Annotated in this window: 17 protein-coding genes; 5 read left to right on the top strand and 12 right to left on the bottom strand. The window is 61.9% G+C overall.

Annotation, left to right across the window (positions count from 1 at the left end):
• The first annotated feature begins 150 nt into the window (after positions 1–150).
• The 4 genes from xdhA (at position 151) to guaD (ending at position 6,288) form a co-directional block, all read left to right on the top strand.
• On the top strand, positions 151–1,605 hold the full coding sequence (gene xdhA, locus ACM6IP_RS24415; RefSeq protein ID WP_159997088.1) for a xanthine dehydrogenase small subunit: 1,455 nt from the start codon (positions 151–153) through the stop codon (positions 1,603–1,605).
• Complete coding sequence (gene xdhB, locus ACM6IP_RS24410) at positions 1,598–3,997, top strand: xanthine dehydrogenase molybdopterin binding subunit (protein ID WP_095165432.1); 2,400 nt, start codon at positions 1,598–1,600, stop codon at positions 3,995–3,997. Before xdhA ends, xdhB begins: the two co-directional genes overlap by 8 nt.
• A gap of 135 nt (positions 3,998–4,132) precedes the next feature.
• Positions 4,133–4,975 (top strand): xanthine dehydrogenase accessory protein XdhC, encoded by an 843-nt coding sequence (gene xdhC / locus ACM6IP_RS24405; protein ID WP_095165434.1) that lies wholly within the window; start codon positions 4,133–4,135, stop codon positions 4,973–4,975.
• An 8-nt stretch (positions 4,976–4,983) separates the two neighbouring features.
• The gene (gene guaD, locus ACM6IP_RS24400; protein ID WP_095165436.1) at positions 4,984–6,288 is read left to right on the top strand and encodes a guanine deaminase; all 1,305 of its coding nucleotides are present in this window, start codon (positions 4,984–4,986) and stop codon (positions 6,286–6,288) included.
• 194 nt (positions 6,289–6,482) lie between these two features.
• Here the strand turns inward: guaD and ACM6IP_RS24395 are convergent, their stop codons facing one another.
• Positions 6,483–7,247: a GntR family transcriptional regulator gene (locus ACM6IP_RS24395; RefSeq protein ID WP_095165437.1), complete on the bottom strand. Its 765-nt coding sequence runs from the start codon at positions 7,245–7,247 to the stop codon at positions 6,483–6,485.
• Positions 7,248–7,493: 246 nt separating this feature from the next.
• Here ACM6IP_RS24395 and ACM6IP_RS24390 point away from each other — a divergent pair, with 246 nt between their 5' ends.
• Entirely contained in the window at positions 7,494–8,684 is a 1,191-nt protein-coding gene (locus tag ACM6IP_RS24390; protein ID WP_095165439.1) for a benzoate/H(+) symporter BenE family transporter, read from the top strand.
• Positions 8,685–8,814: 130 nt separating this feature from the next.
• Here ACM6IP_RS24390 and ACM6IP_RS24385 read toward each other — a convergent pair whose 3' ends face one another.
• The 11 genes from ACM6IP_RS24385 to ACM6IP_RS24335 form a co-directional block, all read right to left on the bottom strand.
• Positions 8,815–9,636: a MinD/ParA family protein gene (locus tag ACM6IP_RS24385; RefSeq protein WP_414862435.1), complete on the bottom strand. Its 822-nt coding sequence runs from the start codon at positions 9,634–9,636 to the stop codon at positions 8,815–8,817.
• A 459-nt stretch (positions 9,637–10,095) separates the two neighbouring features.
• Complete coding sequence (locus ACM6IP_RS24380) at positions 10,096–11,553, bottom strand: mannose-1-phosphate guanylyltransferase/mannose-6-phosphate isomerase (protein WP_414862434.1); 1,458 nt, start codon at positions 11,551–11,553, stop codon at positions 10,096–10,098.
• 94 nt (positions 11,554–11,647) lie between these two features.
• A complete protein-coding gene (locus ACM6IP_RS24375; RefSeq protein ID WP_159997096.1) occupies positions 11,648–12,754 on the bottom strand; it encodes a mannuronate-specific alginate lyase in 1,107 nt (368 codons plus the stop codon).
• Between the two features lie 9 nt (positions 12,755–12,763).
• Positions 12,764–13,411, bottom strand: a complete 648-nt coding sequence (locus ACM6IP_RS24370; RefSeq protein ID WP_414862433.1) for an alginate O-acetyltransferase AlgF — start codon at positions 13,409–13,411, stop codon at positions 12,764–12,766.
• A gap of 10 nt (positions 13,412–13,421) precedes the next feature.
• Complete coding sequence (locus ACM6IP_RS24365) at positions 13,422–14,597, bottom strand: alginate O-acetyltransferase (RefSeq protein WP_414862432.1); 1,176 nt, start codon at positions 14,595–14,597, stop codon at positions 13,422–13,424.
• Positions 14,598–14,609: 12 nt separating this feature from the next.
• Positions 14,610–16,094 carry an MBOAT family O-acyltransferase gene (locus ACM6IP_RS24360; RefSeq protein ID WP_414862431.1) on the bottom strand — a complete coding sequence of 495 codons (1,485 nt, stop codon included), beginning with the start codon at positions 16,092–16,094 and terminating at the stop codon, positions 14,610–14,612.
• Between the two features lie 82 nt (positions 16,095–16,176).
• Positions 16,177–17,589 (bottom strand): alginate O-acetyltransferase, encoded by a 1,413-nt coding sequence (locus ACM6IP_RS24355; protein ID WP_159997104.1) that lies wholly within the window; start codon positions 17,587–17,589, stop codon positions 16,177–16,179.
• 11 nt (positions 17,590–17,600) lie between these two features.
• On the bottom strand, positions 17,601–19,160 hold the full coding sequence (gene algG, locus ACM6IP_RS24350; RefSeq protein ID WP_414862430.1) for a mannuronan 5-epimerase AlgG: 1,560 nt from the start codon (positions 19,158–19,160) through the stop codon (positions 17,601–17,603).
• 36 nt (positions 19,161–19,196) lie between these two features.
• On the bottom strand, positions 19,197–20,630 hold the full coding sequence (locus ACM6IP_RS24345) for an alginate export family protein (RefSeq protein WP_414862429.1): 1,434 nt from the start codon (positions 20,628–20,630) through the stop codon (positions 19,197–19,199).
• The gene (locus ACM6IP_RS24340; RefSeq protein ID WP_159997106.1) at positions 20,627–22,012 is read right to left on the bottom strand and encodes an SEL1-like repeat protein; all 1,386 of its coding nucleotides are present in this window, start codon (positions 22,010–22,012) and stop codon (positions 20,627–20,629) included. The genes ACM6IP_RS24345 and ACM6IP_RS24340 overlap by 4 nt, the downstream gene beginning before the upstream one ends.
• Positions 22,009–23,184: a PilZ domain-containing protein gene (locus ACM6IP_RS24335; RefSeq protein ID WP_414862428.1), complete on the bottom strand. Its 1,176-nt coding sequence runs from the start codon at positions 23,182–23,184 to the stop codon at positions 22,009–22,011. Before ACM6IP_RS24335 ends, ACM6IP_RS24340 begins: the two co-directional genes overlap by 4 nt.
• Positions 23,185–23,227 lie beyond the last annotated feature (43 nt).

The raw sequence follows: 23,227 nt of genomic DNA, 5'->3' as shown, positions 1-23,227 counted from the left end.
CCCAGAGGGTCAATACTCAAAGCATGAGGTTGCTGATCGACAAAAGGTAATTTCCTGACCTTTAAGTCAGAAAACCATTGACCGAAAAGTCAGACCTGATAAATTCAGGTCATAACGGTTAACAACAATAATGAGTCTGCGAGGCCTTCCGTGATCCAGTTTTTACTCAACCAGGAACTCCGTAGCGAGCACGCCCTGGACCCCAACCTGACTGTGCTCAACTACCTGCGCGAGCACTTGGGCAAGTCCGGCACCAAAGAAGGTTGCGCCAGCGGTGACTGTGGCGCGTGCACTGTGGTGGTCGGTGAACTGCAAAGTGATGACGCCGGCCGCGAACATATTCGCTATCGCAGCCTCAACTCGTGCCTGACGTTTGTCTCCTCGCTGCATGGCAAACAGTTGATCAGCGTCGAAGACCTCAAGCATCAGGGCCAACTGCACAGCGTGCAGAAGGCCATGGTCGAATGCCACGGCTCGCAGTGCGGCTTCTGCACGCCGGGGTTTGTCATGTCGTTGTTCGCCCTGCAGAAAAACAGCGACCAGCCCGACGCCCACAAGGCCCATGAAGCCCTCGCCGGCAACCTCTGCCGCTGCACCGGCTACCGGCCGATTCTCGAAGCCGCCGAACAGTCCTGCTGCGGCAAACAGCCCGACCAGTTCGATGCCCGTGAAGCCGAGACCATCGCCCGCCTGAAGGCCATCGCCCCCACCGACATCGGTGAACTCAACTGCGGCGACAAACGTTGCCTGGTGCCGTTGACCGTGGCTGACCTGGCCGACCTCTATGACGCCTATCCGCAAGCCCGGCTGTTGGCCGGCGGCACTGACCTGGCGTTGGAAGTCACCCAGTTCCACCGCACCCTGCCAGTGATGATCTACGTCGGCAATGTCGCCGAAATGAAGCGCATCGAACACTTTGCCGATCGCCTGGAAATCGGCGCGGCCACCGCCCTCTCCGACTGCTACGAGGCCCTCAAGGCCCAATACCCGGACTTCGGCGAACTGCTGCAACGCTTCGCCTCGCTGCAGATCCGCAACCAGGGCACCCTGGGTGGCAACATCGGCAATGCCTCGCCCATCGGCGACTCGCCACCGCTGCTGATCGCCCTGGGCGCACAGATCGTGCTGTGCAAAGGCAACACCCGCCGCACCCTGGCCCTGGAAGACTATTTCATCGATTACCGGGTTACCGCGCGCCAGGAAAGCGAGTTCATCGAGAAGATCATTGTGCCGCGCGCCAGTGCCGTGCAGCAGTTCCGCGCCTATAAAGTGTCCAAGCGCCTGGACGATGATATTTCCGCGGTCTGCGCCGCCTTTAACCTGCGCATCGACAACGGCGTGATCGCTGACGCCCGCGTCGCCTTCGGCGGTATGGCCGCCACCCCGAAACGAGCCAAAAGCTGCGAAGCGGCACTGCTCGGTTCGACCTGGAACCATGCCACCGTCGAAGCCGCGTGCGCGGCCCTGGCCGAAGATTTCACCCCGCTCTCGGACTTTCGCGCCAGCAAGGAATACCGCCTGCTCAGCGCGCAGAACCTGCTGCGCAAGTATTTCATCGAGCTGCAAACACCGCACATCGAGACCCGGGTGACCGCTTATGTCTAATCATCACGCCGTAGAGAAGACCCAGGCCGAACTGGCTGAACTGTTCGCCAAGGACCTGACCACCGGGGTCGGCCGTAGCGTCAAGCACGACAGCGCCGCCAAACACGTGTCCGGTGAAGCCCAGTACATCGATGACCGGCTGGAGTTTCCTAACCAGTTGCACGTCTATGCACGCCTGTCGGACCGCGCCCACGCAAAAATCATCAGCATCGACACCCAGCCCTGCTACGCCTTCGAAGGCGTGCGCATTGCCATTACCCATGCAGACGTGCCGGGCCTCAAAGACATCGGGCCGCTGTTGCCGGGCGATCCGCTGCTGGCGATCGATGACGTGCAATTCGTCGGTCAACCGGTGCTCGCCGTCGCGGCGAAAGACCTGGAAACCGCGCGCAAGGCCGCCATGGCCGCGATCATCGAATACGAAGACCTGGAACCGGTGCTGGACGTGGTCGAAGCCCTGCGCAAACGCCACTTCGTACTCGACAGCCACACTCACCAGCGCGGCGACTCGGCCACTGCGCTGTCCACCGCCGAGCATCGCATCCAGGGCACGCTGCACATTGGCGGCCAGGAACACTTCTACCTGGAAACCCAGATTTCCTCGGTGATGCCGACTGAAGACGGCGGCATGATCGTCTACTGCTCGACCCAGAACCCCACCGAAGTGCAGAAGCTGGTGGCTGAAGTGCTGGACGTGTCGATGAACAAGATCGTGGTCGACATGCGCCGCATGGGCGGCGGTTTCGGCGGCAAGGAAACCCAGGCCGCCAGCCCGGCGTGCCTGTGCGCGGTGATCGCCCACCTGACGGGCCAACCGACCAAGATGCGCCTGCCGCGGGTCGAAGACATGCTGATGACCGGCAAGCGCCACCCGTTCTACGTCGAGTACGACGTCGGCTTCGACAACAGCGGGCGCCTGCACGGTATCGCCCTCGACCTGGCGGGCAACTGCGGTTGCTCGCCGGACCTGTCGGCCTCCATCGTCGACCGGGCGATGTTCCACTCCGACAACTCGTACTACCTGGGCGATGCGACCATCAATGGTCACCGCTGCAAGACCAACACCGCCTCGAACACCGCCTACCGTGGTTTCGGCGGCCCTCAGGGGATGGTCGCCATCGAAGAAGTGATGGACGCCATTGCCCGTCACCTGGGGCTCGACCCGCTGGCCGTGCGCAAGGCCAACTACTACGGCAAGACCGAGCGCAACGTCACCCACTACTACCAGACCGTCGAGCACAACATGCTCGAGGAAATGACCGCGGAACTGGAAGAAAGCAGCCAGTACGCCGAGCGTCGCGAAGCGATCCGCCGCTACAACGCCAACAGCCCGATCCTGAAAAAGGGCCTGGCGCTGACCCCGGTGAAATTCGGCATTTCCTTCACTGCCAGCTTCCTCAACCAGGCGGGCGCACTGATCCACGTCTATACCGACGGCAGCATCCACCTCAACCATGGCGGCACCGAGATGGGCCAGGGCCTGAACATCAAGGTCGCGCAGGTGGTGGCCGAAGTGTTCCAGGTGGAAATCGATCGCGTACAAATCACCGCGACCAACACCGACAAGGTGCCGAACACCTCGCCGACCGCAGCCTCCAGCGGTGCCGACCTCAATGGCAAGGCGGCGCAGAATGCCGCAGAAATCATCAAGCAGCGCCTCGTGGAGTTCGCCGCGCGCAAGTATGAAGTCAGTGAAGCCGACGTGGAGTTCCACAACGGCCACGTGCGGATTCGGGATCACATCCTGACCTTCGAAGCGCTGATCCAGCAGGCGTATTTCGCCCAGGTCTCGCTGTCCAGCACCGGCTTCTACAAGACTCCGAAAATCTTCTACGACCGCAGCCAGGCCCGCGGCCGTCCGTTCTACTACTTCGCCTTCGGTGCGGCCTGCTGCGAAGTGCTCATCGACACCCTGACCGGCGAATACAAAATGCTGCGCACCGACATCCTGCATGATGTCGGCGCCTCGCTGAACCCGGCCATCGACATCGGCCAGGTCGAAGGCGGTTTCATCCAGGGCATGGGCTGGCTGACCATGGAAGAGCTGGTGTGGAACAACAAGGGCAAGCTGATGACCAACGGCCCGGCCAGCTACAAGATCCCGGCGGTGGCCGACATGCCGCTGGACCTGCGGGTCAAGCTGGTGGAAAACCGCAAGAACCCGGAAGACACGGTGTTCCACTCCAAGGCCGTCGGCGAACCGCCGTTCATGCTCGGCATCGCCGCCTGGTGTGCGATCAAGGACGCGGTGGCGAGCCTGGGCGACTACCGGCACCAACCAAAGATCGACGCCCCGGCGACCCCGGAACGGGTGTTGTGGGGCTGTGAACAGATGCGCCAGTTGAAGGCGGTGAAGCCAGTCGAAACTGAGTCTGAGTTGGCTCCGCTTTAAGACCGCGTCGCGCCCTTCGCGGGCAAGCCCGCTCCCACAGGGTCATGTGCTGACTGATGGACCGGTACAAATCCAATGTGGGAGCGAGCTTGCTCGCGATAGCGGACTAACAGACACACAAATGTCGAGGTGAACATGTACAACTGGATCGACGCCCTCGCCGACCTGCAATCCCAGGGCGAAGCCTGCGTCCTGGTGACCATCATCGAAGAGCTCGGCTCGACGCCGCGTAACGCTGGCTCGAAAATGGTCATCAGCGCCACGCACACCTACGACACCATCGGTGGCGGGCATCTGGAATACAAGGCGATGCAGATCGCCCGGCAGATGCTGTCCAGCGGCAAGCAGGACACCCACCTGGAGCGCTTCAGCCTCGGCGCTAGCCTCGGCCAGTGCTGTGGCGGCGCCACCGTGCTGTTGTTCGAACCCATGGGCCAGGTGCAGGCACAGATCGCCGTATTTGGCGCCGGTCATGTCGGCCGCGCCCTGGTGCCCCTGCTCGCCAGCCTGCCCTGCCGGGTGCGCTGGATCGACTCGCGGGATGCCGAGTTCCCGGAACACATTCCCCATGGCGTGCGTAAAATCGTCAGCGAAGACCCGGTGGACGAAATCGACGACCTGCCGGCGGGCAGCTACTGCATCGTCATGACCCACAATCACCAGCTCGACCTGGAGCTCACGGCCGCCATTCTCAAGCGCAATGACTTCGCCTACTTCGGCCTGATCGGTTCGAAGACCAAGCGCGTGAAGTTCGAACACCGCCTGCGCGATCGCGGATTCGACACCAGCACCGTGCAACGCATGCGTTGCCCGATGGGCATCGGCGAAGTCAAAGGCAAGTTGCCTGTGGAAATTGCCATCTCCATCGCCGGCGAAATCATCGCCACCTATAACGCGAATTTCGGCCAGGGCACCGCTCGCGCCGAACCCATTGCTAAACTGCTGCCCGCCTCACGCCGCAGTCAAGCCACGAACTGAGAACCCCCATGCCTTCGACTCGCAAAGCCTACCGCGCCGCCATCCTGCACAGCATCGCCGACCCTGCCGTGGTCGGCATTGAAGCCTCTTACCAGTATTTCGAAGATGGCTTGCTGGTCACCGAAAACGGCCGGATCAGCGCCCTCGGCCATGCCAGCGAGCTGCTGGCCAGCCTGCCGGCGGACATTGAAGTGGTCCACCACAAAGACGCCTTGATTACCCCTGGCTTCATCGACACGCACATCCACCTGCCGCAAACCGGCATGGTCGGTGCGTATGGCGAACAATTGCTGGACTGGCTCAACACCTACACCTTCCCTTGCGAAAGCCAGTTCGCCGACAAGGCCCACGCCGAAGAAGTCGCCGGGATCTTCATCAAGGAACTGCTGCGCAACGGCACCACCACTGCCCTGGTGTTCGGCAGCGTGCACCCGCAATCGGTGGACTCGTTCTTCGAGCAGGCGCAAAAACTCGACCTACGGATGATCGCCGGCAAGGTGATGATGGACCGCAACGCGCCGGACTACCTGACCGACACCGCTGAATCCAGCTACGAGCAAAGCAAGGTGCTGATCGAGCGCTGGCACGGCAAGGGCCGCCTGCACTACGCAGTGACCCCACGCTTTGCGCCGACCAGCACCCCGGAGCAACTGACCCTCGCCGGCCAGTTGCTCAGCGAGTACCCCGACCTGTACATGCAGACCCACATCAGTGAAAACCTGCAGGAGATCGAATGGGTCAAGGAACTGTTCCCGGAGCGCAAGGGCTACCTGGATGTCTACGACCATTACCAGTTGCTGGGTGAGCGCTCGGTGTTCGCCCATGGCGTGCACCTGTGTGACGACGAATGTGCACGGCTGGCCGAGACCGGCTCGGCGGTGGCGTTCTGCCCGACTTCCAACTTCTTCCTCGGCAGCGGCCTGTTCAACCTGCCGATGGCCGAGAAACACAACCTCCTCGTCGGCCTTGGTACCGACGTCGGTGCCGGCACCAGCTTCTCGCTGCTGCACACCCTCAACGAAGCCTACAAAGTCATGCAACTGCAAGGCGCACGCCTGAGTCCGTTCAAGTCGCTGTACCTGGCGACCCTCGGCGGCGCCCGCGCGCTACGCCTGGAAGACCGGATCGGGACCCTGCAACCGGGCACCGACGCCGACTTCCTGGTGCTCGATTATCACGCCACACCGCTGCTCAGCTACCGCCTGCAACAGGCGAACAACATCGCCGAAACCCTGTTTGTGTTGATGACCCTGGGGGATGACCGGACGGTGCTGCAGACTTATGCGGCGGGTAATCTGGTGCATCAGCGCTAGGTTTCCACAGGCATAAAAAATCCCCCTGCGCTTTGCAGCCTGGGGGATTTTTCTTGTCTGTCAGATTGCTATCGTCGGAACGCCGCCCGGAGCAAGCCCGCTCCCACAGTGATCTTCGGTGATTACAAAATTCCAGTACACCACAGACCTTGTGGGAGCGGGCTTGCCCGCGATTGGCGCGACACAATTTCGGATCAGAGCTTGGCGGGCGAGCGCCCTGGCTTCTTGGTCTGCAGCAGATGGGAGAACACCGCGTGCAGGTCGTCCGAGGCGCTTTCTTCGTCGAGGTTGAGCTTGCTGTCGATGTGATCCATGTGATGCATCATCAGGTTCACCGCCAGCGTCGCGTCGCGGGCTTCGATGGCATCGATCAACTGGGTGTGTTCGTCGTAGGAACAGTGCGAGCGGTTACCACTTTCGTACTGGGCAATGATCAACGAAGTCTGCGACACCAGGCTGCGTTGGAAGCTGATCAATGGCGCGTTTTTCGCTGCCTCGGCCAGTTTCAGGTGAAACTCCCCGGAAAGGCGGATACCCGCACCGCGGTCACCGCGCGAAAAGCTGTCGCGCTCGTCGTTGACCATCTGGCGCAACTCGCTCAGCTCTTCGGCGCTGGCGTGTTCGACCGCAAGTTCAGTAATCGCCCGCTCCACCAGACGTCGGGCCATGAACACCTGGCGCGCTTCGTCGACACTCGGGCTGGCAACCACGGCGCCACGATTCGGGCGCAACAGCACCACGCCTTCGTGGGCCAGACGCGACAGGGCGCGGCGAATGATGGTGCGGCTGACCCCGAAAATCTCTCCCAGCGCCTCTTCGCTCAATTTGGTACCGGGCGCCAGGCGCTGTTCGAGGATGGCCTCGAAGATATGCGCATAGACAATATCGTCCTGGGTTCCGCTGCGGCCGGCTTTGCCTGCTCGCGGTTGTTTCTTGAGGGGCTGCAACTGTTCGTTCATGGGCACTCGAGTCGGGAGAACTGCGGCGAAGAGACCGTGACTGTAATACGTCACAGTGGGTCGCTGGCAAGTATCGCGTAAAAAACACGGCATATTGTACACAACTGCAGGTGGCAACACGACTGTACGGCCATATACGCCCCCGGCTGTATTGCAACGATCAGTTACGTTTGAGTTTAGGCTTGAACTCGCAAAACGCCTGCCCGCTTCACTCGCGGCCTACAAGACACAAGGAACAGCGCTGTCATGAACGACGCCACCCGCACCCAGCTCCGCCCGCTGGCCGATACCTCACCCTCGGCCATTGTCGCCGGCTTCATCGCAATGATGACCGGCTATACCAGCTCCCTGGTGCTGATGTTCCAGGCCGGACAGGCCGCCGGCCTGACCAGCGGGCAGATTTCCTCGTGGATCTGGGCCATCTCGATCGGCATGGCGGTGTGCTCCATCGGCCTGTCCCTGCGTTATCGCACCCCCATTACCATTGCCTGGTCGACGCCGGGCGCTGCGCTGCTGATCACCAGCCTGTCGGGGGTCAGCTACGGCGAAGCGATTGGGGCCTACATCACCTGCGCGGTGCTGGTAACGATCTGCGGCATGACCGGCAGCTTCGAACGCCTGGTGAAACGCATTCCGGCGTCGCTGGCCGCAGCCTTGCTGGCCGGGATCCTGTTCAAGATCGGCAGCGAGATCTTCGTCGCTGCCCAACACCGTACCGGCCTGGTCCTGGGGATGTTTTTCACCTACCTGGTGGTCAAGCGCCTGTCGCCGCGCTACGCGGTGCTGGCGGCGCTGTTGATCGGCACGGCCTTGTCGGGGTTCATGGGCCTGCTGGACTTCAGCGGCTTCCACCTCGAAGTAGCGACGCCGGTATGGACCACCCCGCACTTTTCCCTCGCCGCGACCATCAGCATCGGCATCCCGCTGTTTGTGGTGGCCATGACCTCGCAGAACATGCCCGGCATCGCGGTGCTGCGCGCCGATGGCTATGACGTGCCGGCCTCGCCGCTCATCACCGCCACTGGCGTTGCCTCGCTGCTACTGGCGCCGTTCGGCTCCCACGGGATCAACCTGGCGGCCATCAGCGCAGCAATCTGCACCGGGCCGCACGCCCATGAAGATCGCAACAAGCGCTACACCGCGGCGGTCTGGTGCGGGATTTTCTACGGCATTGCCGGGGTCTTCGGGGCAACGTTGGCGGCGCTGTTCGCGGCCCTGCCCAAGGAGTTGGTGCTGTCGATTGCCGCACTGGCGCTGTTCGGTTCCATCATCAATGGCCTGAGCATTGCCATGAGTGAAACCCGGGAGCGTGAAGCGGCGCTGATCACCTTCATGGTCACGGCATCGGGGCTGACGCTGTTTTCCATTGGCTCGGCGTTCTGGGGGATTGTCGCGGGGGTGGTGACGCTGATGATTCTGAATTGGCGCAAAGCCTGATAGATAAAAAAACGGCGACCCGAGGGTCGCCGTTTTTTTCAACTTATTCATGTAGCTCCAGGGAATAAAAACTGTATAAACACTCTGACCCAATGCAATAAAAAAATTCACACGAAGCAGCAGAGCGTTATTACCTTTTTGAGTGGCTAACAAGTCGCTCGACAAAAAACTCTACATGCCCTCTTGGAGCGCCCAGCAATGGCCACGCGTCAGCCTTGAGTGCTACCTCCTGAAAGGCTTTACTGCATTTGCATCGCGGATGTCTCTCGTAAACCGCCCGCCGTGTCTGCGCCGCATTACGTACATATTCGTCGTAAGGAATTGCTCCCGCATACTCCAGGAAAACATCCAGGAAGTGGTCCGTGAGCTTAATAAGCTTGGCAAACAAATTCTGCCCTTCCAGAGGATTGATCTCCATGTTGGCCAACACCCTGAAGCGCTTCATTCCGTGCTCATGATTAAGTACTTTGATCAACGCGTATGCCCCGGAGATGGACGCCGGCTCATCGCATACAATCACCAAGACTTCATGGGCAGCTCGAATGAAGCTGACTACCGGTTCGCCTATACCCGTGGCGGTGTCGATCACCAGCACGTCCAGGCTGTCCGCTATCTCGCTGAATGCCTGTATCAGGCCTGAATGCTGAGCCCGCGACAGGCGCACCATACTCGGGACACCTGAACCAGATGCGACTACGCGCACTCCTCCCGGCCCGTCCATCAAGGTATCGGACAATCCACAGCGGCCCTCGATCAGATCGACAAGCGTATACCGTGGCACAAGCCCCAATTGGACGTCGACATTCGGGAACTCAAGGTTTGAATCCAACAAAACGACGCGGCGCCCAAGCTCCGCCAGCGCCAATGATAGATTCACCGCCACAGTAGTTTTGCCTACACCGCCCTTACCGCTGGCGATAGCGATAACTTGTACAACGTGCTCGGTATCCATACTGACTTTTCAACTCCATATTTAACGCTGACAAGCAATTGAATTCCTTAAATCATCAAGTTCCAAGTCTTCCAGAATCAGCCATTAACGACTGTTCAGCCACAACCACCGCACATAAGTTCGCGCTCGCCGATCAGTCGTCCTGATCGCCGAATGGATGGCTAATATCCAGAAAAAAACAGACTGAAAAAGTTGAATACTGTAAAGACCGACGCACCAACCAAGATCAAAGCGGACACTATTTTCTTTTTTAACAACGGTAAACATCCCTGTTATCGATGTATAAAACTGAAACGGGGATAGCACACCCGGACATGCCCTGATTATGCGCCAGGTGATAGCACTGCGCTATATGCCAAGCAACGTTCAAGCGCTGCTTTGAGCAGCACCTGACGTGCATCGGTAATCAGCCAAGAGATCGGCGTGCAGGGATCCACCAGCTGACTCGGGTGCTTTGGCTCAAACGCCGACCACCAGCTTGGGTGCCAGCAGCGCCTCCGCCGTCCGCCCATAGACATCCTCCAGGCGCTCGATGTCGTCCTCACCGAGGTAGCTGCCGGACTGCACCTCGATGATCTCCAGCGGGATTTTTCCAGGGTTGGCCAGGCGGTGCACCGAGGCGATCGGGATGTAGGTGGACTGGTTTTCGGCCAGCAGGAAGACCTTATCGTCACACGTCACCTGGGCGATGCCGGATACCACGATCCAGTGCTCGGCGCGATGGTGGTGCTTCTGCAGCGACAGCTGCGCGCCGGGCTTCACGGTGATGCGCTTGACCTGATGGCGAGTACCGTTGTCCACCGAGTCGTAGCAGCCCCAAGGTCGATTGACCGCACAATGGCTCTGGGTTTCCGAGCGGCCCTTCAGATCCAGGCTGTTGACCAGTGCTTTGACGTCCTGAACCGAGTTCTTGTGGGTAATCATCACCGCATCCTTGGTTTCCACTACCACCAGATCGTCCACACCGACCAAGGCCACCAGCTTGCTGCTGCTGTGGACGAAGCTATTGCGGCTGTCGTGGATCATCACATCGCCCTTGAGCACGTTGCCGGCCTGGTCCTTCTCATGCACGTCCGACAGAGAGGACCAGTTGCCCACGTCGCTCCAGCCGGCGGCGAGCGGCACCACGCAAGCGCGGGTGGTCTTCTCCATCACCGCGTAGTCGATGGAGTTGTCCGGGCAGCACTCGAAGGTGCTGCTATCGATGGTTATGACATTGCCGGTGCGGTGGCTGCGTTCCAGGGCCAGCGCACAAGCGTCGTAGATGCCCGGCGCATGCTTGAGCAACTCGTCCAGATAACGGCTGGCACGGAACAGGAACATGCCGCTGTTCCAGTAATAGCCACCCGTGCGGACGAGCTCGCGGGCCAGTTCTGCATTGGGCTTCTCGACGAAGTGGCTGACCCGGTAGACGCCGGGATGCATCCCGCCGGCGTCACCGGCACGGGTCGCCTTGATGTAGCCGAAGCCGGTCTCGGGACGCTCGACCGGGATGCCGAACAACACCATCTCCCCTTCCTCGGCCACCGCGCGCGCCACCTCCAGTGCCTCGCGCAGCGCCGCTTGGTCCTCGATCACATGGTCGGCGGGCAGCACCAGCATCAGTTCGTCGCGGCCCTCGGCCAGCAGTTGCAAGGCGGCCATAGCCACGGCCGGCGCGGTATTGCGGCCGAAGGGTTCGAGCAGTGTCGAGTGCCCCTCGACGCCGATCCGCTCCAGTTGCTCGTTGACGATAAAGCGGTGCTCAAGGTTGCACACGATCAGCGGGCTCTGCATGCCTTCGAAGTCCAGGCGCTGCAGGGTCTGCTGGAACAGCGAATGCTCGCCGGTCAGGGCGAGGAACTGCTTTGGATACTGCTTGCGCGAAAGGGGCCACAAGCGCGAACCACTACCACCAGAAAGAATTACCGGAATCATGGGAGAAGCCTCATTAAAGTTCCATTTCAAATTAATACTTGTCCCCGCCGAGGCCCTGCCTCGGACTACCGGGAGAGTGAATGCATCGATGCGATCAAGGGTTGAACAACTGGGTGATATCCCCTCCTAGCCGATAGGTCTCCAGCGGCTCCAGAGAGCGCCGCCACGAATCGGTCTCGGCCGAGCAGCGATAAAGTGCGCAGTAGGGCTCCAGCCAGGCGAACTTGCCGTCCTCCTGCATATCCTCCAGTTCCTGCGGGTAGCCGGACCGGGCCTCGAAAAGGCGCGGGTTGTGCACGCCACTTTCGACCCGCTGGGCGAGCCGCTGCAGGGCACCACCGTTGTCGCCACGCAGATCCAGCCCGTTGGCCTCGGCGAATGCCGCGATCATTACCAGCGGCCCCAGGCTGTAGTTGTGGTAGGCAAGCGCCCGGGTCTGCCGGGACAGCTCCAGCGGCAGGTAGCCATCGGCGTCGACCTGCTCCATACCATGGCGGTACTGCTCGACCGCCCAGTCGAACAGGTCCTGGCGGTCGAGCACCACGGCGCTTGCCATCACCGCCCAGGCAGCCCAGTACTGGTGGTTGTTACGCCGCTCACGCGGTTGCTCGTTCCAATCGTGCACCACCTGATCGGCGAGCTGGGCGAACCACTGTTCGATGGCGCGAGTTTCGGCCTCATGCCCACGCAAGGGTTCTGAGCCGGAAAACTGTAGCCGCAGATAGGCGGAAGACAGGCTGCCCAGCGCCCATTTGCGCACCGACTTGCCGGTGTGGTTGTAGGTTCGGCTGAGCAGCGCGTCGGCTTCGGCCCATGTGCTCAACCAGGTCAGGGCGCAGTCGGCGTATTCCTGACGGCCATCCTCGAGATACTTGCCGACCAGCTTGCTCACCCCGCTTTCCAGCGTACGCACATCGCCGGTCAGCCGCTTGTAGCGCGCGGCGGCCTGCGGGTTGAGCTTGTCCCTGGCCGAGTCCGAACCTTCGTACTTGCTCGGGAACAGCAGGTCGCCCGAATAGGGCGCGGGTACCTCGGGACAGGCCGCCACCTTATCCTTGGGGGACGGAGCGGCCAGGTAGTAGCCGCTGGGCGGCACGAGGCTGGCGCCGGCGTTGCGTTCCAGGGGCTTGCTGCAGCCGCCGGCCAGCAACAGGGCCAGGCCGGTGAGCGCCATCCGCGAGCAGATCTGCCAGGGTTTCATAGCCATTCCTCAGTTGGTCGCAACCGGACGCTTGACCCAGGCCGGAGACAACTTGTCGGCGGAACCGGTGACGAACAGGCTGACCACCTCACCACGCTCCAGCACCAGCGGGTCGAGGTCACGAATCTTGCGGTCGCCAGCGAACAGCGTCAGGCGCACCTTGACCGGGTTGATCTCGCGCTCGCCACGGGCGTTAGCCGAGACCGGGCGGATGACCTCGGTACGACCGTCGGCGGTTTTAATCGACAGGGCGGTGTCGGATAGATTCTGCAGGCGCAGCAGGGACTTCTGGCGATTCTTGAACGGCGGCTCCTCCACCAGCTCCAGCGCCCCATCCGGCATCTGCACCAGTGTGTAGTAGCGCTCGGCGTCGAGCTTCACCGCCAGGCTCTTGCTATCTGCGCTGACGGTGTATTTACCGGCCGGCAGGAAGGCGAAATCGCTGCTGCTTTTGGCGCCCAGGTCATTGATGCGGACAGCGCCGAGGTTGGCATCAAAACTGCTGTTTGCGGCGTTGAAGCCGCGCACGAAGGCCGAGCCATGCGGTGCCGCCGGACCGTAGAGCGCCGCTTCGTCAGCCATCACCCACGGGGCGGACAGGCCAAGCAGCAGGCTGCCCAAGCGCAGGGTGTAGGACATCGAGGAAAAAAGGGACATACAGGTACTCCTAGAATTGCAGGACGGGCTCAGTGGAGGTCGAGGTGGCGGTGTGCAGCGCGCGGCTGACCGGCTCCTCGCCGTTGTGCAGCCGGGCGAGCCAGGCCGCATCGAATCCGGACAGATCGCTGGGTAGCATCAGGTAGCGCTCGGGGAACTCCCAGATCACCAGGCGCAGCCCGGCGAGCTCTTTATCCCCCTGCTGCAGCAGGTTCAGCATGGGCACCAGTGGGCCCTTGCCCTCCTCGGCGTAATTGAGCAGGTCGCTGCCCAGGGCCTGTTTCAGCGCACCGGCGAAGTTCCAGTCCGGGTTGGCGCTGTAACTGGTCCCGACCAGCGCGATCGATGGCAGGGCGTCGACGAACAGCTCATCCTCGGCGCTCGCCTCCTGTCCCTCGGCGGCCCGGGTCAGGCGCGGGCGCAGGCGCTCGGCCGGTAGTTGCAGGTCGGCGAAGTACGGCTCCAGGGGCAGGAAGCTCAACAGGTCGCCTTTGTGCTCCCGGCTGGCGACAGCCTCGGTGACGAAGGTCTGGTCGCCACGCTGCCAGATACCCTGCCGCGCCAGATGCTCGGCCAGACTCCTGGCCGCGACCTCTGCGCCGAAGGGGGTCCAGTGGCTGTCGGTACGCAGGAACACTGGCTCCTGCGCCTTCGCCTGCTGCAGCGCAGGCAACAGATCCGGCCCGCTCAACCCGGCTTGGCGCATCATGTCGAGGACCTTCGGGTACAGGCTCTGCTGAGTCAGCACGGGTCGCTCGTCATCCAGATGCTCCGGATAGAGTCGAGCCTTGGCTGGCAGGAGCGCCAGCACCAGCGTCACCCCACGACGCTCGAACTCCGCCCGTACGGCGTTCACCAACCGCCAATTGTCCTGCAACTGATCGGGTTTGCTCGCCGGCTTGAACTCCTCGTCCGAGAACAGCCAGCCGTCCTGGCCGATGACCACGCCCTGGCGGCCTTCGCCAAAAAGCGTGTAGTCCGCCAGCGCCCAGAGATTGGTGCCCAGTTGCTTGACCGGGAACTGGGCGTCGTAGTGTTTCTCGAAGGCCAGCGCCAGTTTGCCGTCCAGCACGCTGGTTTCACTGGCTGCGGAGAAGCCGAATACCGCGCGCAGGGACCACAGGCAGAGCGCCAGCAGCAGGCTGCAGAAGAGCACGCTGTAGAGCAGGTTCAGGGTTCTGTTCATAGTCGGTTCCCCTCAGAACTGAAAGTACAGGAAGGGCGAAAAGCTTTGCGCCGAGAGCTTCAGCACCGAGACGGCGAACAGCAGGAGCACGGCAGCGTGGAAGGCCACGGCGCCTATCCGCAGGCGCGCCACGACGGCTGCGCTGTTGGCGTTGATCATCATGCCGTGGTCTTCGCTGGCGCGGTCCTTGGCTCCACCGGCCAGCGGCTGGGCGTAGAACTGACGGATGCCGAAGATGGCCAGCACGACATAGGCCAGCACCAGGGTGGCGATCTGCAGGCTGGTGAGCTGAGCGTGGTTGAGCTCGGAGAGCCGCCAGTCGGCGAAGCTGAACATGGCAACGTACATGCGCCAGGCCACGTCGAGGTTCTCGGCGCGGAAAATCACCCAGCCGATCACCACCAACATGAAGGTGAAGGCCCACTTCAGCGGGTTGAGCACCCGTGGCGCGGCGTTCACGCCCCAGAAACGCTCAATGGCCAACCAGACGCCGTGCCAGGCGCCCCAGAGGATGTAGGTGAAGTTGGCGCCATGCCATAGACCGCCCAACAGCATGGTCAGGAACAGGTTGCGGTAGGTCTGGAAAGCGGTTCCGCGGTTGCCGCCCAGGCTGATGTACAGGTAGTCGCGCAGCCAGGTGGAAAGGCTGATGTGCCAGCGTCGCCAGAACTCGGTAATGGATTGGCTGATGTACGGCTGCTTGAAGTTTTCCATGAAGCGGAAGCCCATCATCAGGCCCAGGCCGATGGCCATGTCGCTGTAGCCGGAAAAGTCGAAATACAGTTGCGCGGTATAGGCCAGCGCACCCAGCCAGGCGTCGCCTGTGGTGGGGTCGGAAAGCGCGAAGCAATGGTCGGCGATGGGCGCGATGCTGTCTGCGATGAAGACCTTCTTGATGAAGCCTTGCATGAAGCGCGTACAGCCCTCGGCGAACTTGTCCACCGTGTGGGTACGGTGGTTGAACTGGTCCACCAGGTCGCGAAAACGCAGTACCGGGCCGGCAATCAGGTGCGGGAAGATCGCCACAAAGGCGGCGAAGTCCACCAGGTTATGGGTGGCTGGGGTGTCGCCGCGGTAGACGTCGATGATGTAGCTGATGGACTCGAAGATGTAGAAAGAGATCCCGATCGGCAGCAAGATGTGCGTGAGCACAAAGGGCTCCATGCCGAACGAGGTGATGATGGCGTTGAGGCTGTCGACGCCGAAATTGGCGTACTTGAAATAGCCGAGTACGCCGAGGTCCACCACCACGCCGAGGAGCAGCCATTTCTGCGCAGTTTTCGTACGCACTCCGGCCGCGCCGATGCGCAGGCCAATCCAGTAGTTGAACACTGTCACGACAGCGAACAGCACCAGGAAGTCGATGCGCCACCAGGCATAGAAGATGTAGCTAGCGACCAGCAACAACAGGTTTCGATAGCGCGTTCCGACCAGGTAGTACAAGCCGAGGAAAATCGGCAGGAACAGGAACAGGAACACGTTGGAAGAAAAAACCACGCTCTCAATCTCCTTTTGAATGATCGTCGTTGCCCTAAGGAGTCCATGCGCCAGGTGCAGCCCGGCGCATGGCTCAATCAGGTCAATCGGCCTTGGCTTGCATCACGCTTGCGGGTTTGTCCGCCCTGCGGCAGATCTTCGCCTCGACCTGCAGCCCCGGGGGCATGTCTGCCGGCATATCGATTTCCAGGGAGAGCAGCGTCTGCCCCGCCCACTCGGCGTCCTCACGCAAGCGGAAAACAAAGCGGCCGTTCGACTCGACTTCCCGCGACCGGCTGATCAACAGGTTTTCCCTCGAGCCGCTCATGTACCAGACGGTACTGCGCAAATCGCTGATCTCGGGCTTGCTGAACTGGATCTCGACGACCGCGTCCTCACTGCGGATCGGCTTGACCCCAGTGTTGACCAGCACCTCGTTCTTGCCTGGCCGCAGGGTCAGCTTCTGGTCTATTTGCGCCGTTACGTTCCGGCAACCGTTATCCAGCAGGGGCATGGCCTGGCGATAGAAAGTCGCCATGGCCAGGTCGTAATAGCTGTTGACCTCCCAGATCAGTACCTTGGGCGGTTTGTCCTGGAAGTCCTGGGTGCCGAGGTACTGCAGCATGGCACTGTGGAAGCCCCCGCCTGTCACCGAGCGGTTATCCACGTCGACGTTGGCGTACTGTTTGAGGAAGCCGTCGAAGTTGTACTGTGCGGAACTGAAACTGGTGCCGACCAGCACCACGTCGGGCCGCTCGGTATCACCAAACAGCTCGGTGCTCTCTTCTTTGGGCTCGGTCACGGCACGGGTGAAATATTCATTGGCGTACCCGCTGCCACAGATTTTGCCGAATGCCTGGTTGAGAGAGCCGGCCTTGTACAGGCTGCCCTCGGTGCGCGTGGCAAATTCCTTGCGCGCAATCCCCTCGAAGACCTTCGACTTCCTGAGCTCGGCGGCCAGCAATTGCGCGGTCAACTCAGCGCCTTGCGGCGTCCAGTGGTTATCGCGCTTGAAGAAAAATTTGCTGCGCACGTCGGCCGGCAGGTCCAGCAGTGCGGTGAGATCCGGCACGCGAATACCCAGGCTGCGCAGGCGCTCGATGGTCGCCAGGTAATTGCTGCGCGACAGTTCGGCATTGAAGCTGCTGCGCTCCTGCGGGTTGAGCATTTCAGTGACGAGCAGGCCCCGCGGTGGCAGGTAGACCATCACCAGTTCCACGCCCCTGGCTTTCAATGCATCACGCAGATCTTCCAGCAACTTGAAACCTTCGGGCGTGGTGCCGATGTTGGTCATCAAGTCGATCTTGCTGCGAAACAGCCAATCTTCCTGCCCCTGCGCCAGTCGGCTGAAATCGCCCAGATCACCGGTGTAGCTGCTGTCCTGCAGCGCCTGCGGGCAGATCTGGCAGCAGCGCTCGATCTCGTAGACGGGCGCCTCGGCGGCCAGGCTCAGGGAACTGGTGAAGAGCGTCGCAACCGAGGCGCACGCCAGCCACCCTTGGGCTAAGCGGCCCATTGAACTCCGTTTCATTGTTTGTCACTCACTTGAAGTTGCGCCAACTTGTCGAGCGGCAGGACCAGCACGGCCTGCTTCTGTCGCACCAGCAGGTCGATGATTCGGCTCTGCTCCTTGGCAAGCGCACCGAATATGCCGATGCCGCTGGGCTGGGTCGGCATCAGCATTTCCACACCGTAGAGCTTCACGCTTTGCGGCGACACGACGGAGATGGCGCCCGACTGGTTACCGATCAGGCGACCGCCAACCACGGTCATGGAGAGGTTCATGTCGAAGGGGTCGAGTATCAGGTCGCGGGGTGTGCCGACGAGGTCTTTGACGTGCCCGTAGATGCCGAGCAGGCCGTTGGCCACTGCGAGGTTTTCATAGAGCCCGACATTGGCGCTGTTGCGCACACGAATGCCGTGCCGCGCGTTGTTGAACGCCCGGTTGCCCCACAACAGGTTGTCGCCGCTCTCGTAGATGGTGATGCCATCGGAGCCGTTGCGATAAACCTCGTTGTTGGCCAGCACGTTATTGACGCTGGAGCGGTCGACCACGATCCCGGAGAGGGTGTTCTCGTAGGAGCGGTTGTTGAAGATCCAGCTGTCGTTCACCTCGCGGGAGACAATGATGCCGTGCTTCTCGCGGGTGCCATAGGCGGTGTTCTCGGCGATGATCAAGCGTCGCGAGCGGTCGTGCGGGTCGATACCGTAGACCAGGTTGTTGCGGTAGGTATTGCCCTTGAGTACCACGTCATAGGCTTCGTAGCAGTAGAAGCCGTACCACATGTCGTCGAACATCGAGTCAATCAGCCAGCCGCTGGGATGGTCGCGCTGCATGGTCGGATGCATCGCCGGGCTGTACTGGGAGATCGATACGCCGTAGGACTTGCTCGCGGTGTAGCCAAGACTCGAGACCACCGAGTTGACGATGTAGGTCTCGGTACCGCCCCAAGCGTTGAGGAAGGGGCGGAACTTGCCCTTCTTCTTGAACCAGTCCTGCTGGTTTTCCGTCTCGCTCCAGGCGGTAAGGCGGGTGTACATGATGAACAGCTTGCCGTCGTTGATCAGGAACGCGCCGCGCTCGCTGGATAGGCGCAAGTCGCGGGTTTCGGCACCGACGTGCAGGGTCGCGCCCTGGCTGACGACGATCGGCAGACGAGCGATGTAGATACCCGGCTCGGTTTCCTCGAAATACTTCTTCGGCAGGCTGCGGGCGAGATCCTTCAGCGTGACATAACCACCCTCGATGAAAATCGCCTGGGGCATTTCACCCTGGCGCTTGACCCACTCACGCAGACGCTCGTCGCCACCGGTGAACTCCACCAATTGGTTCGGGCCGATCATGCGCTTGAGCACCACGTTGCCAGCGGGCTTGCGAACGATCCGGGCATTGGCCGCCTCGGCCGTATAGGGCGACAGATCGGGCAGCTTCGGCGGCTCGATCAGCAGCGACTCGACGGGAATGCTCGAGACCTGGTAAGCGGGTGCGGCGCCTTCCCCGGCCGGTGCCACGAGCGCCCACGCGAGGCTACCCGCGAGGACCATGCCGGCGACCCAGCGGTGCCTGTTTCTTGTGTGTAAATACATAGCGTCCAACTCCATGGTCAGCTCGGCAGGCGGCATTCAGTAGCGCCAGACAAAATCAACGAATGCGCGGTGCATACTCGAATCCGTGCCTTTGCCGAAGGCATCGCCCGGAAAGAACAGCCCGCCCCGGAAGCGGACCAGCGCGGAGGATGCCTTCAGCCACTCCATCCCGGCCGGTATCTGCCCGCGGTTCAGGTAGCGCGTCACCACCAGGTCGACTTCCTGCCCGATATCTTTCTCGCCAGGCACCAACTGGGCCTTCAGGCCGCTGCTGCTGTCGGCCTGGTCATCCACCCGCCAGAAGCGGTGGTAGACAAGGCTGGCGTCGTAGTCCTCGGCCAACTGCCAGCCGCTGAACACGCTGGCCGCCTGCAGGTTGTTCATCTCACCGCGATAGGCTTCGCCGAAGCGGTTGATGGCACTGCCGGTGCCGGTGAATTTGGAGCGGTTGCTCTCCAGCCCGGTCTGTTGGAACTGCTCGGAGTCGTCGCCGTCGGAGCCGCCGCTGGCACGCATGTAGGTGGTACCGACGCGCCAGTTCTGGTCGATGTTCCAGCGCAGGCCAAGGTCGACCGCCCAGGCATCGACATCCTGGCTGACCTGGCCGTTGGCCTGGCGCCGGCCGTTGACGGTGTTGGTGCGCAAGGTGTCGACATTACCGGTCAGCCACGTGGCGGCGACCCAGTAATTGAGCGGCAGGTTGCTGCGCTCGTTGTAGAAATCGCCATTGAGTTCAGCCCCCAACCAGGTGAGGTCGCCGGTCGTGGTCTTGCTCATCTGGTCCACCGACTCACCCACCCCCGGCAGGTTGCCGCCATCATCGCTGTGATGGAGCTTCACTCCGGCCCAGTGACCCGGCTGCCACTGCCAGGACACGTCGGCGAGCAGGTGCAGGCGATCCTCGTCCTCGGGCGCCAGTTCATCCAGGTCCGTGCGGTAGTCACTGAAACGTTCGGCAATGCCGACGTGGGCACTGAGCAGGGTTGTCTCGAAATTCCAGCGCAAGGCTTCGATATTGCTGTCCCACCACAGGCCGTCGGCACTGCGGATCTTCTGCCGACCGAGTCGCAAGGACTCTCCCGGATAAGCGCTCAGACCGCCATAGTCGACCCAGAACTCGTGCATGGCGAGGAACTGGTCCTCTCGCTCGCGGGCGTCGTTGGGGTCGAAGGTGTCGGATTCGCTGGTGTCCGACTCGATGGTGTCGGTGGCGAGGAACGCCTCGCCGAGCGCGAAGGCGCTCCAGTCGCCCTGGCGGTTGTAGACCCAGGGCCGCACGCTGAGACCGACGCCATTGAAGTCGCCACCGTCGCGGGTACCCAGATCGAGGTCATCGATCGACTGCGCGGTGAGTTTGAGATTGGCGCCATAAGACAAGCCGGGTTGCGGCTGCGCCCCAAGGACGACGGAGCTGGCCAGCAATCCGGCCATGCAGGCCAGCGTGGTGACTGGACGGTATTTCGAAGTCATAGCACTTCCTGCGCTTGATCAGCTTGATTCCTGGCGGTGACCTGTTGGCCACCGCGAGCCTCGATTTCACGGGCCAGCAGGCTCTCCACCTGCTGGTAGTCCTGCGCTTGCAGCCTCGGCGCCAGGCGCTCCATCAGGACCTGCCCCTGGGCCACGCCCTGACGCGACGCGAGCGTGGCGAAGGTGTAGCTGTAGACGGCGTTGATCCGCACGCCCTTGCCCTCGCCAAACAGCTGGGCCAGCGCGATGTTGGCGCTCGGGTCGCCCGCACGGGCGGCAATCAGCAGATGCTCCAGCGCCTTTTCCGGCTCGATATCGCCCAGCGCGCCATCCCGGTACAACCGGCCCAGCAGCAGGTGCGCTTTGAGGTGGCCGGGCGCGGCCTGTAGCAGGTACTGCTCCGCCGCCCGCGGATCGGCCGGTACGACTTGGCCCTTGAGGTACAGCTGCCCGAGCATCAGTGCGGCGCGGCTGGAACCCGCCTCGATACCCTTGTTCAGGTATCCGGTGAGTACGGCCCCATCCCCCAGGTCGGGGAAGCGCAGGACCAGTTCGGCCAAACCGCACCAGGCATCCGGGTAGGCCGGCGCAATACGCGTGTAGAGCACCTGGGCAGCCTTTGGATCAGCTTCGCCCAGGCTGCTGTCGGCCAGGACCTTGGCAACGCTCATCACACGTTCAGGCGACACCAGGCCGGCCTGGTAGGCCGAGTCCAGCCGCGCCAGCAACTGCTGCTGGCGGTCTTTGTAACCACGCCGCTGGAAGATCTCGGCAAGCTCGACATAGCATTCACTGGCCTGGTCCAACCAGCCCTCACAGATGGCTTCGATCTCGTCCAGCTTCTGCTCGTAGTTGCCGCGCACACGGTACAGGAGCACCTTGCCGAGCCGGGCTTCGCTGATGCCTTGCGCCTGCCATTGCTCCAGCTCGCGTTCCAGCTCGCCACTGGCAAGCTTTTGCGGATCCTGCAGTTGCAGCTGCACCAGTGGCAGCAATGCGCTGTTGTCGCCGGCCGCCAGGCTCTGACGCAACAGCTGCTCGGCCTCCCGGCGCTCGGCAGGACTCGCCTGCGGCTTGCTCGCCAGCCATTTACCCAGCCGCGCTGGCGCCGCCGGAGAGCGATCAAGGGCCTGGCGGTACAGCGTCTCGCCCTGCATCCGCTGCTCGATCAAAGGACTGCGTATCAGCAGGTCGGCGAGACCGATCTGGGCCTCGACGTAACCTTCGCTGGCGAGGACGCGGTAATTCTGTTCCGCGGTCGCGAGGTCACCACTGCCCTTGGCCGTCTTGGCCAACTGCAGGTCGGGCAACGCCACGCAACCGGCCAGCAGACCGAGGCTGAGCGAGCTCAGCAGCCCGCATGCTAGTCCGGTGCTCTTCATTTTTCGAACACCAGGCTGTTCAGGCCGTTATTGGCGAAGAAGCCGTTCAACGGGCGAATGCGCACGTCCACCGGACGCTTGGCCAGATCGCTGGCAAGCGGCTCGTCTGGCTGGATGTGCACGCGGATGTCCGAAGCCAGGCCGCCGTCCTGCAGGGCGATGCTGGCGATCCGACCGCCGCGTTCGGTGGTTTCGCCGCCCACCAGGAAGGTCAGTGGGGTGCCTGGTTGCAGCTTGTTGAAAGCGCGGTACGGGAAGCGTGCTTCGACGGTGGCGACGCTGTCCACCGGCGCCAGCATGAACACCGGAGTGCCCTTGGGCGCCACCTGGCCATCACCCACCAGTTGGCTGACCACTTTGCAGTCACAGGGGCTGGTCAGGGTGCCTTGGAAGCGTTTGTTGAAGAGGCGCTCCAGGTTGTCCGGGGTCATCTCCGATTCCGGCAGGGCACCCTTCAGGGCATCCAGCATGTTCGCCGTAAAGGTCGCCACCGGCGCGCCCTTGCTGACCGTGCTACCAACGGTGACCAGGCTTTGCACAGTCCCTTCGCGCGGCATCGCGACCTGCGTGCCGGGCACGCTGACTTGGGCCGAGTCCGCGTGAGTAACAAAGTAGATGTCGTAGAACTGGTACAGCACGTAGGCGAAGGCGCTCAGGCCGGCGACCAGGATCACCAGGGTTAAACTCATGGCGCGTAGGCGGCCGAGCAGGCTGAGCCTTTCATTGCCCTTGCCGCCACGGGCCTTGGTGAAGTTCTCGCGCTGGAGAATGCTGATCAGGCCACCGACATTCACCAGCTCGCCGCCGACGAAGGAGCTGATGATGTAGCGCAGCGCCGACATCTCGCGCGGACGCAGGTTGTGAAACTCACAGCCAACGCGCTTGCCGCCAATGATGGAACGCACCTGAAATTCGACATCCATGGCGAAGCCGATGCCCTCCACTTTGAACATCAGCTTGCCGCGATAGAGTTTGCCCTCGACCACCGACTGGCTGCCCTGCTCGAAGCCGAAACCGCCAGCGGACAGGTCTATCAGTTCGACTTCCTGGACGCCCCCCTGCTGGCCTTGGAACCGGACCTTCGCCGGCAGCTTCAGGCGCGCATGCTGACGCTGCGCCTCGGACTCATGCACCATATTGGCGTTGCCCACCGGGCTGATCACTGCACTCATAATTTTTCTCCTTTCAAATTAGTAAGTTGAACCTGGCTTCAAG

It is taken from the genome of Pseudomonas sp. IT-P176 (assembly GCF_949767245.1).
Taxonomy (GTDB): domain Bacteria; phylum Pseudomonadota; class Gammaproteobacteria; order Pseudomonadales; family Pseudomonadaceae; genus Aquipseudomonas.
The sequence above is the reverse complement of the archived record's forward strand: the minus strand, read 5'-3'. Positions and strand labels throughout refer to the sequence as shown.

Bases quoted from the DNA above. Each gene is read 5' to 3' on its own strand.
- ACM6IP_RS24340 (WP_159997106.1), bottom strand. From the start codon at position 22,012: ATGAAGAGCACCGGACTAGCATGCGGGCTGCTGAGCTCGCTCAGCCTC.
- ACM6IP_RS24355 (WP_159997104.1), bottom strand. From the start codon at position 17,589: ATGGGCCGCTTAGCCCAAGGGTGGCTGGCGTGCGCCTCGGTTGCGACG.
- xdhB (WP_095165432.1), top strand. From the start codon at position 1,598: ATGTCTAATCATCACGCCGTAGAGAAGACCCAGGCCGAACTGGCTGAA.
- ACM6IP_RS24390 (WP_095165439.1), top strand. From the start codon at position 7,494: ATGAACGACGCCACCCGCACCCAGCTCCGCCCGCTGGCCGATACCTCA.
- ACM6IP_RS24345 (WP_414862429.1), bottom strand. From the start codon at position 20,630: ATGACTTCGAAATACCGTCCAGTCACCACGCTGGCCTGCATGGCCGGA.
- ACM6IP_RS24370 (WP_414862433.1), bottom strand. From the start codon at position 13,411: ATGTCCCTTTTTTCCTCGATGTCCTACACCCTGCGCTTGGGCAGCCTG.
- ACM6IP_RS24395 (WP_095165437.1), bottom strand. From the start codon at position 7,247: ATGAACGAACAGTTGCAGCCCCTCAAGAAACAACCGCGAGCAGGCAAA.
- ACM6IP_RS24365 (WP_414862432.1), bottom strand. From the start codon at position 14,597: ATGAACAGAACCCTGAACCTGCTCTACAGCGTGCTCTTCTGCAGCCTG.
- ACM6IP_RS24375 (WP_159997096.1), bottom strand. From the start codon at position 12,754: ATGAAACCCTGGCAGATCTGCTCGCGGATGGCGCTCACCGGCCTGGCC.
- algG (WP_414862430.1), bottom strand. From the start codon at position 19,160: ATGTATTTACACACAAGAAACAGGCACCGCTGGGTCGCCGGCATGGTC.
- guaD (WP_095165436.1), top strand. From the start codon at position 4,984: ATGCCTTCGACTCGCAAAGCCTACCGCGCCGCCATCCTGCACAGCATC.
- xdhC (WP_095165434.1), top strand. From the start codon at position 4,133: ATGTACAACTGGATCGACGCCCTCGCCGACCTGCAATCCCAGGGCGAA.
- ACM6IP_RS24380 (WP_414862434.1), bottom strand. From the start codon at position 11,553: ATGATTCCGGTAATTCTTTCTGGTGGTAGTGGTTCGCGCTTGTGGCCC.
- ACM6IP_RS24335 (WP_414862428.1), bottom strand. From the start codon at position 23,184: ATGAGTGCAGTGATCAGCCCGGTGGGCAACGCCAATATGGTGCATGAG.
- ACM6IP_RS24385 (WP_414862435.1), bottom strand. From the start codon at position 9,636: ATGGATACCGAGCACGTTGTACAAGTTATCGCTATCGCCAGCGGTAAG.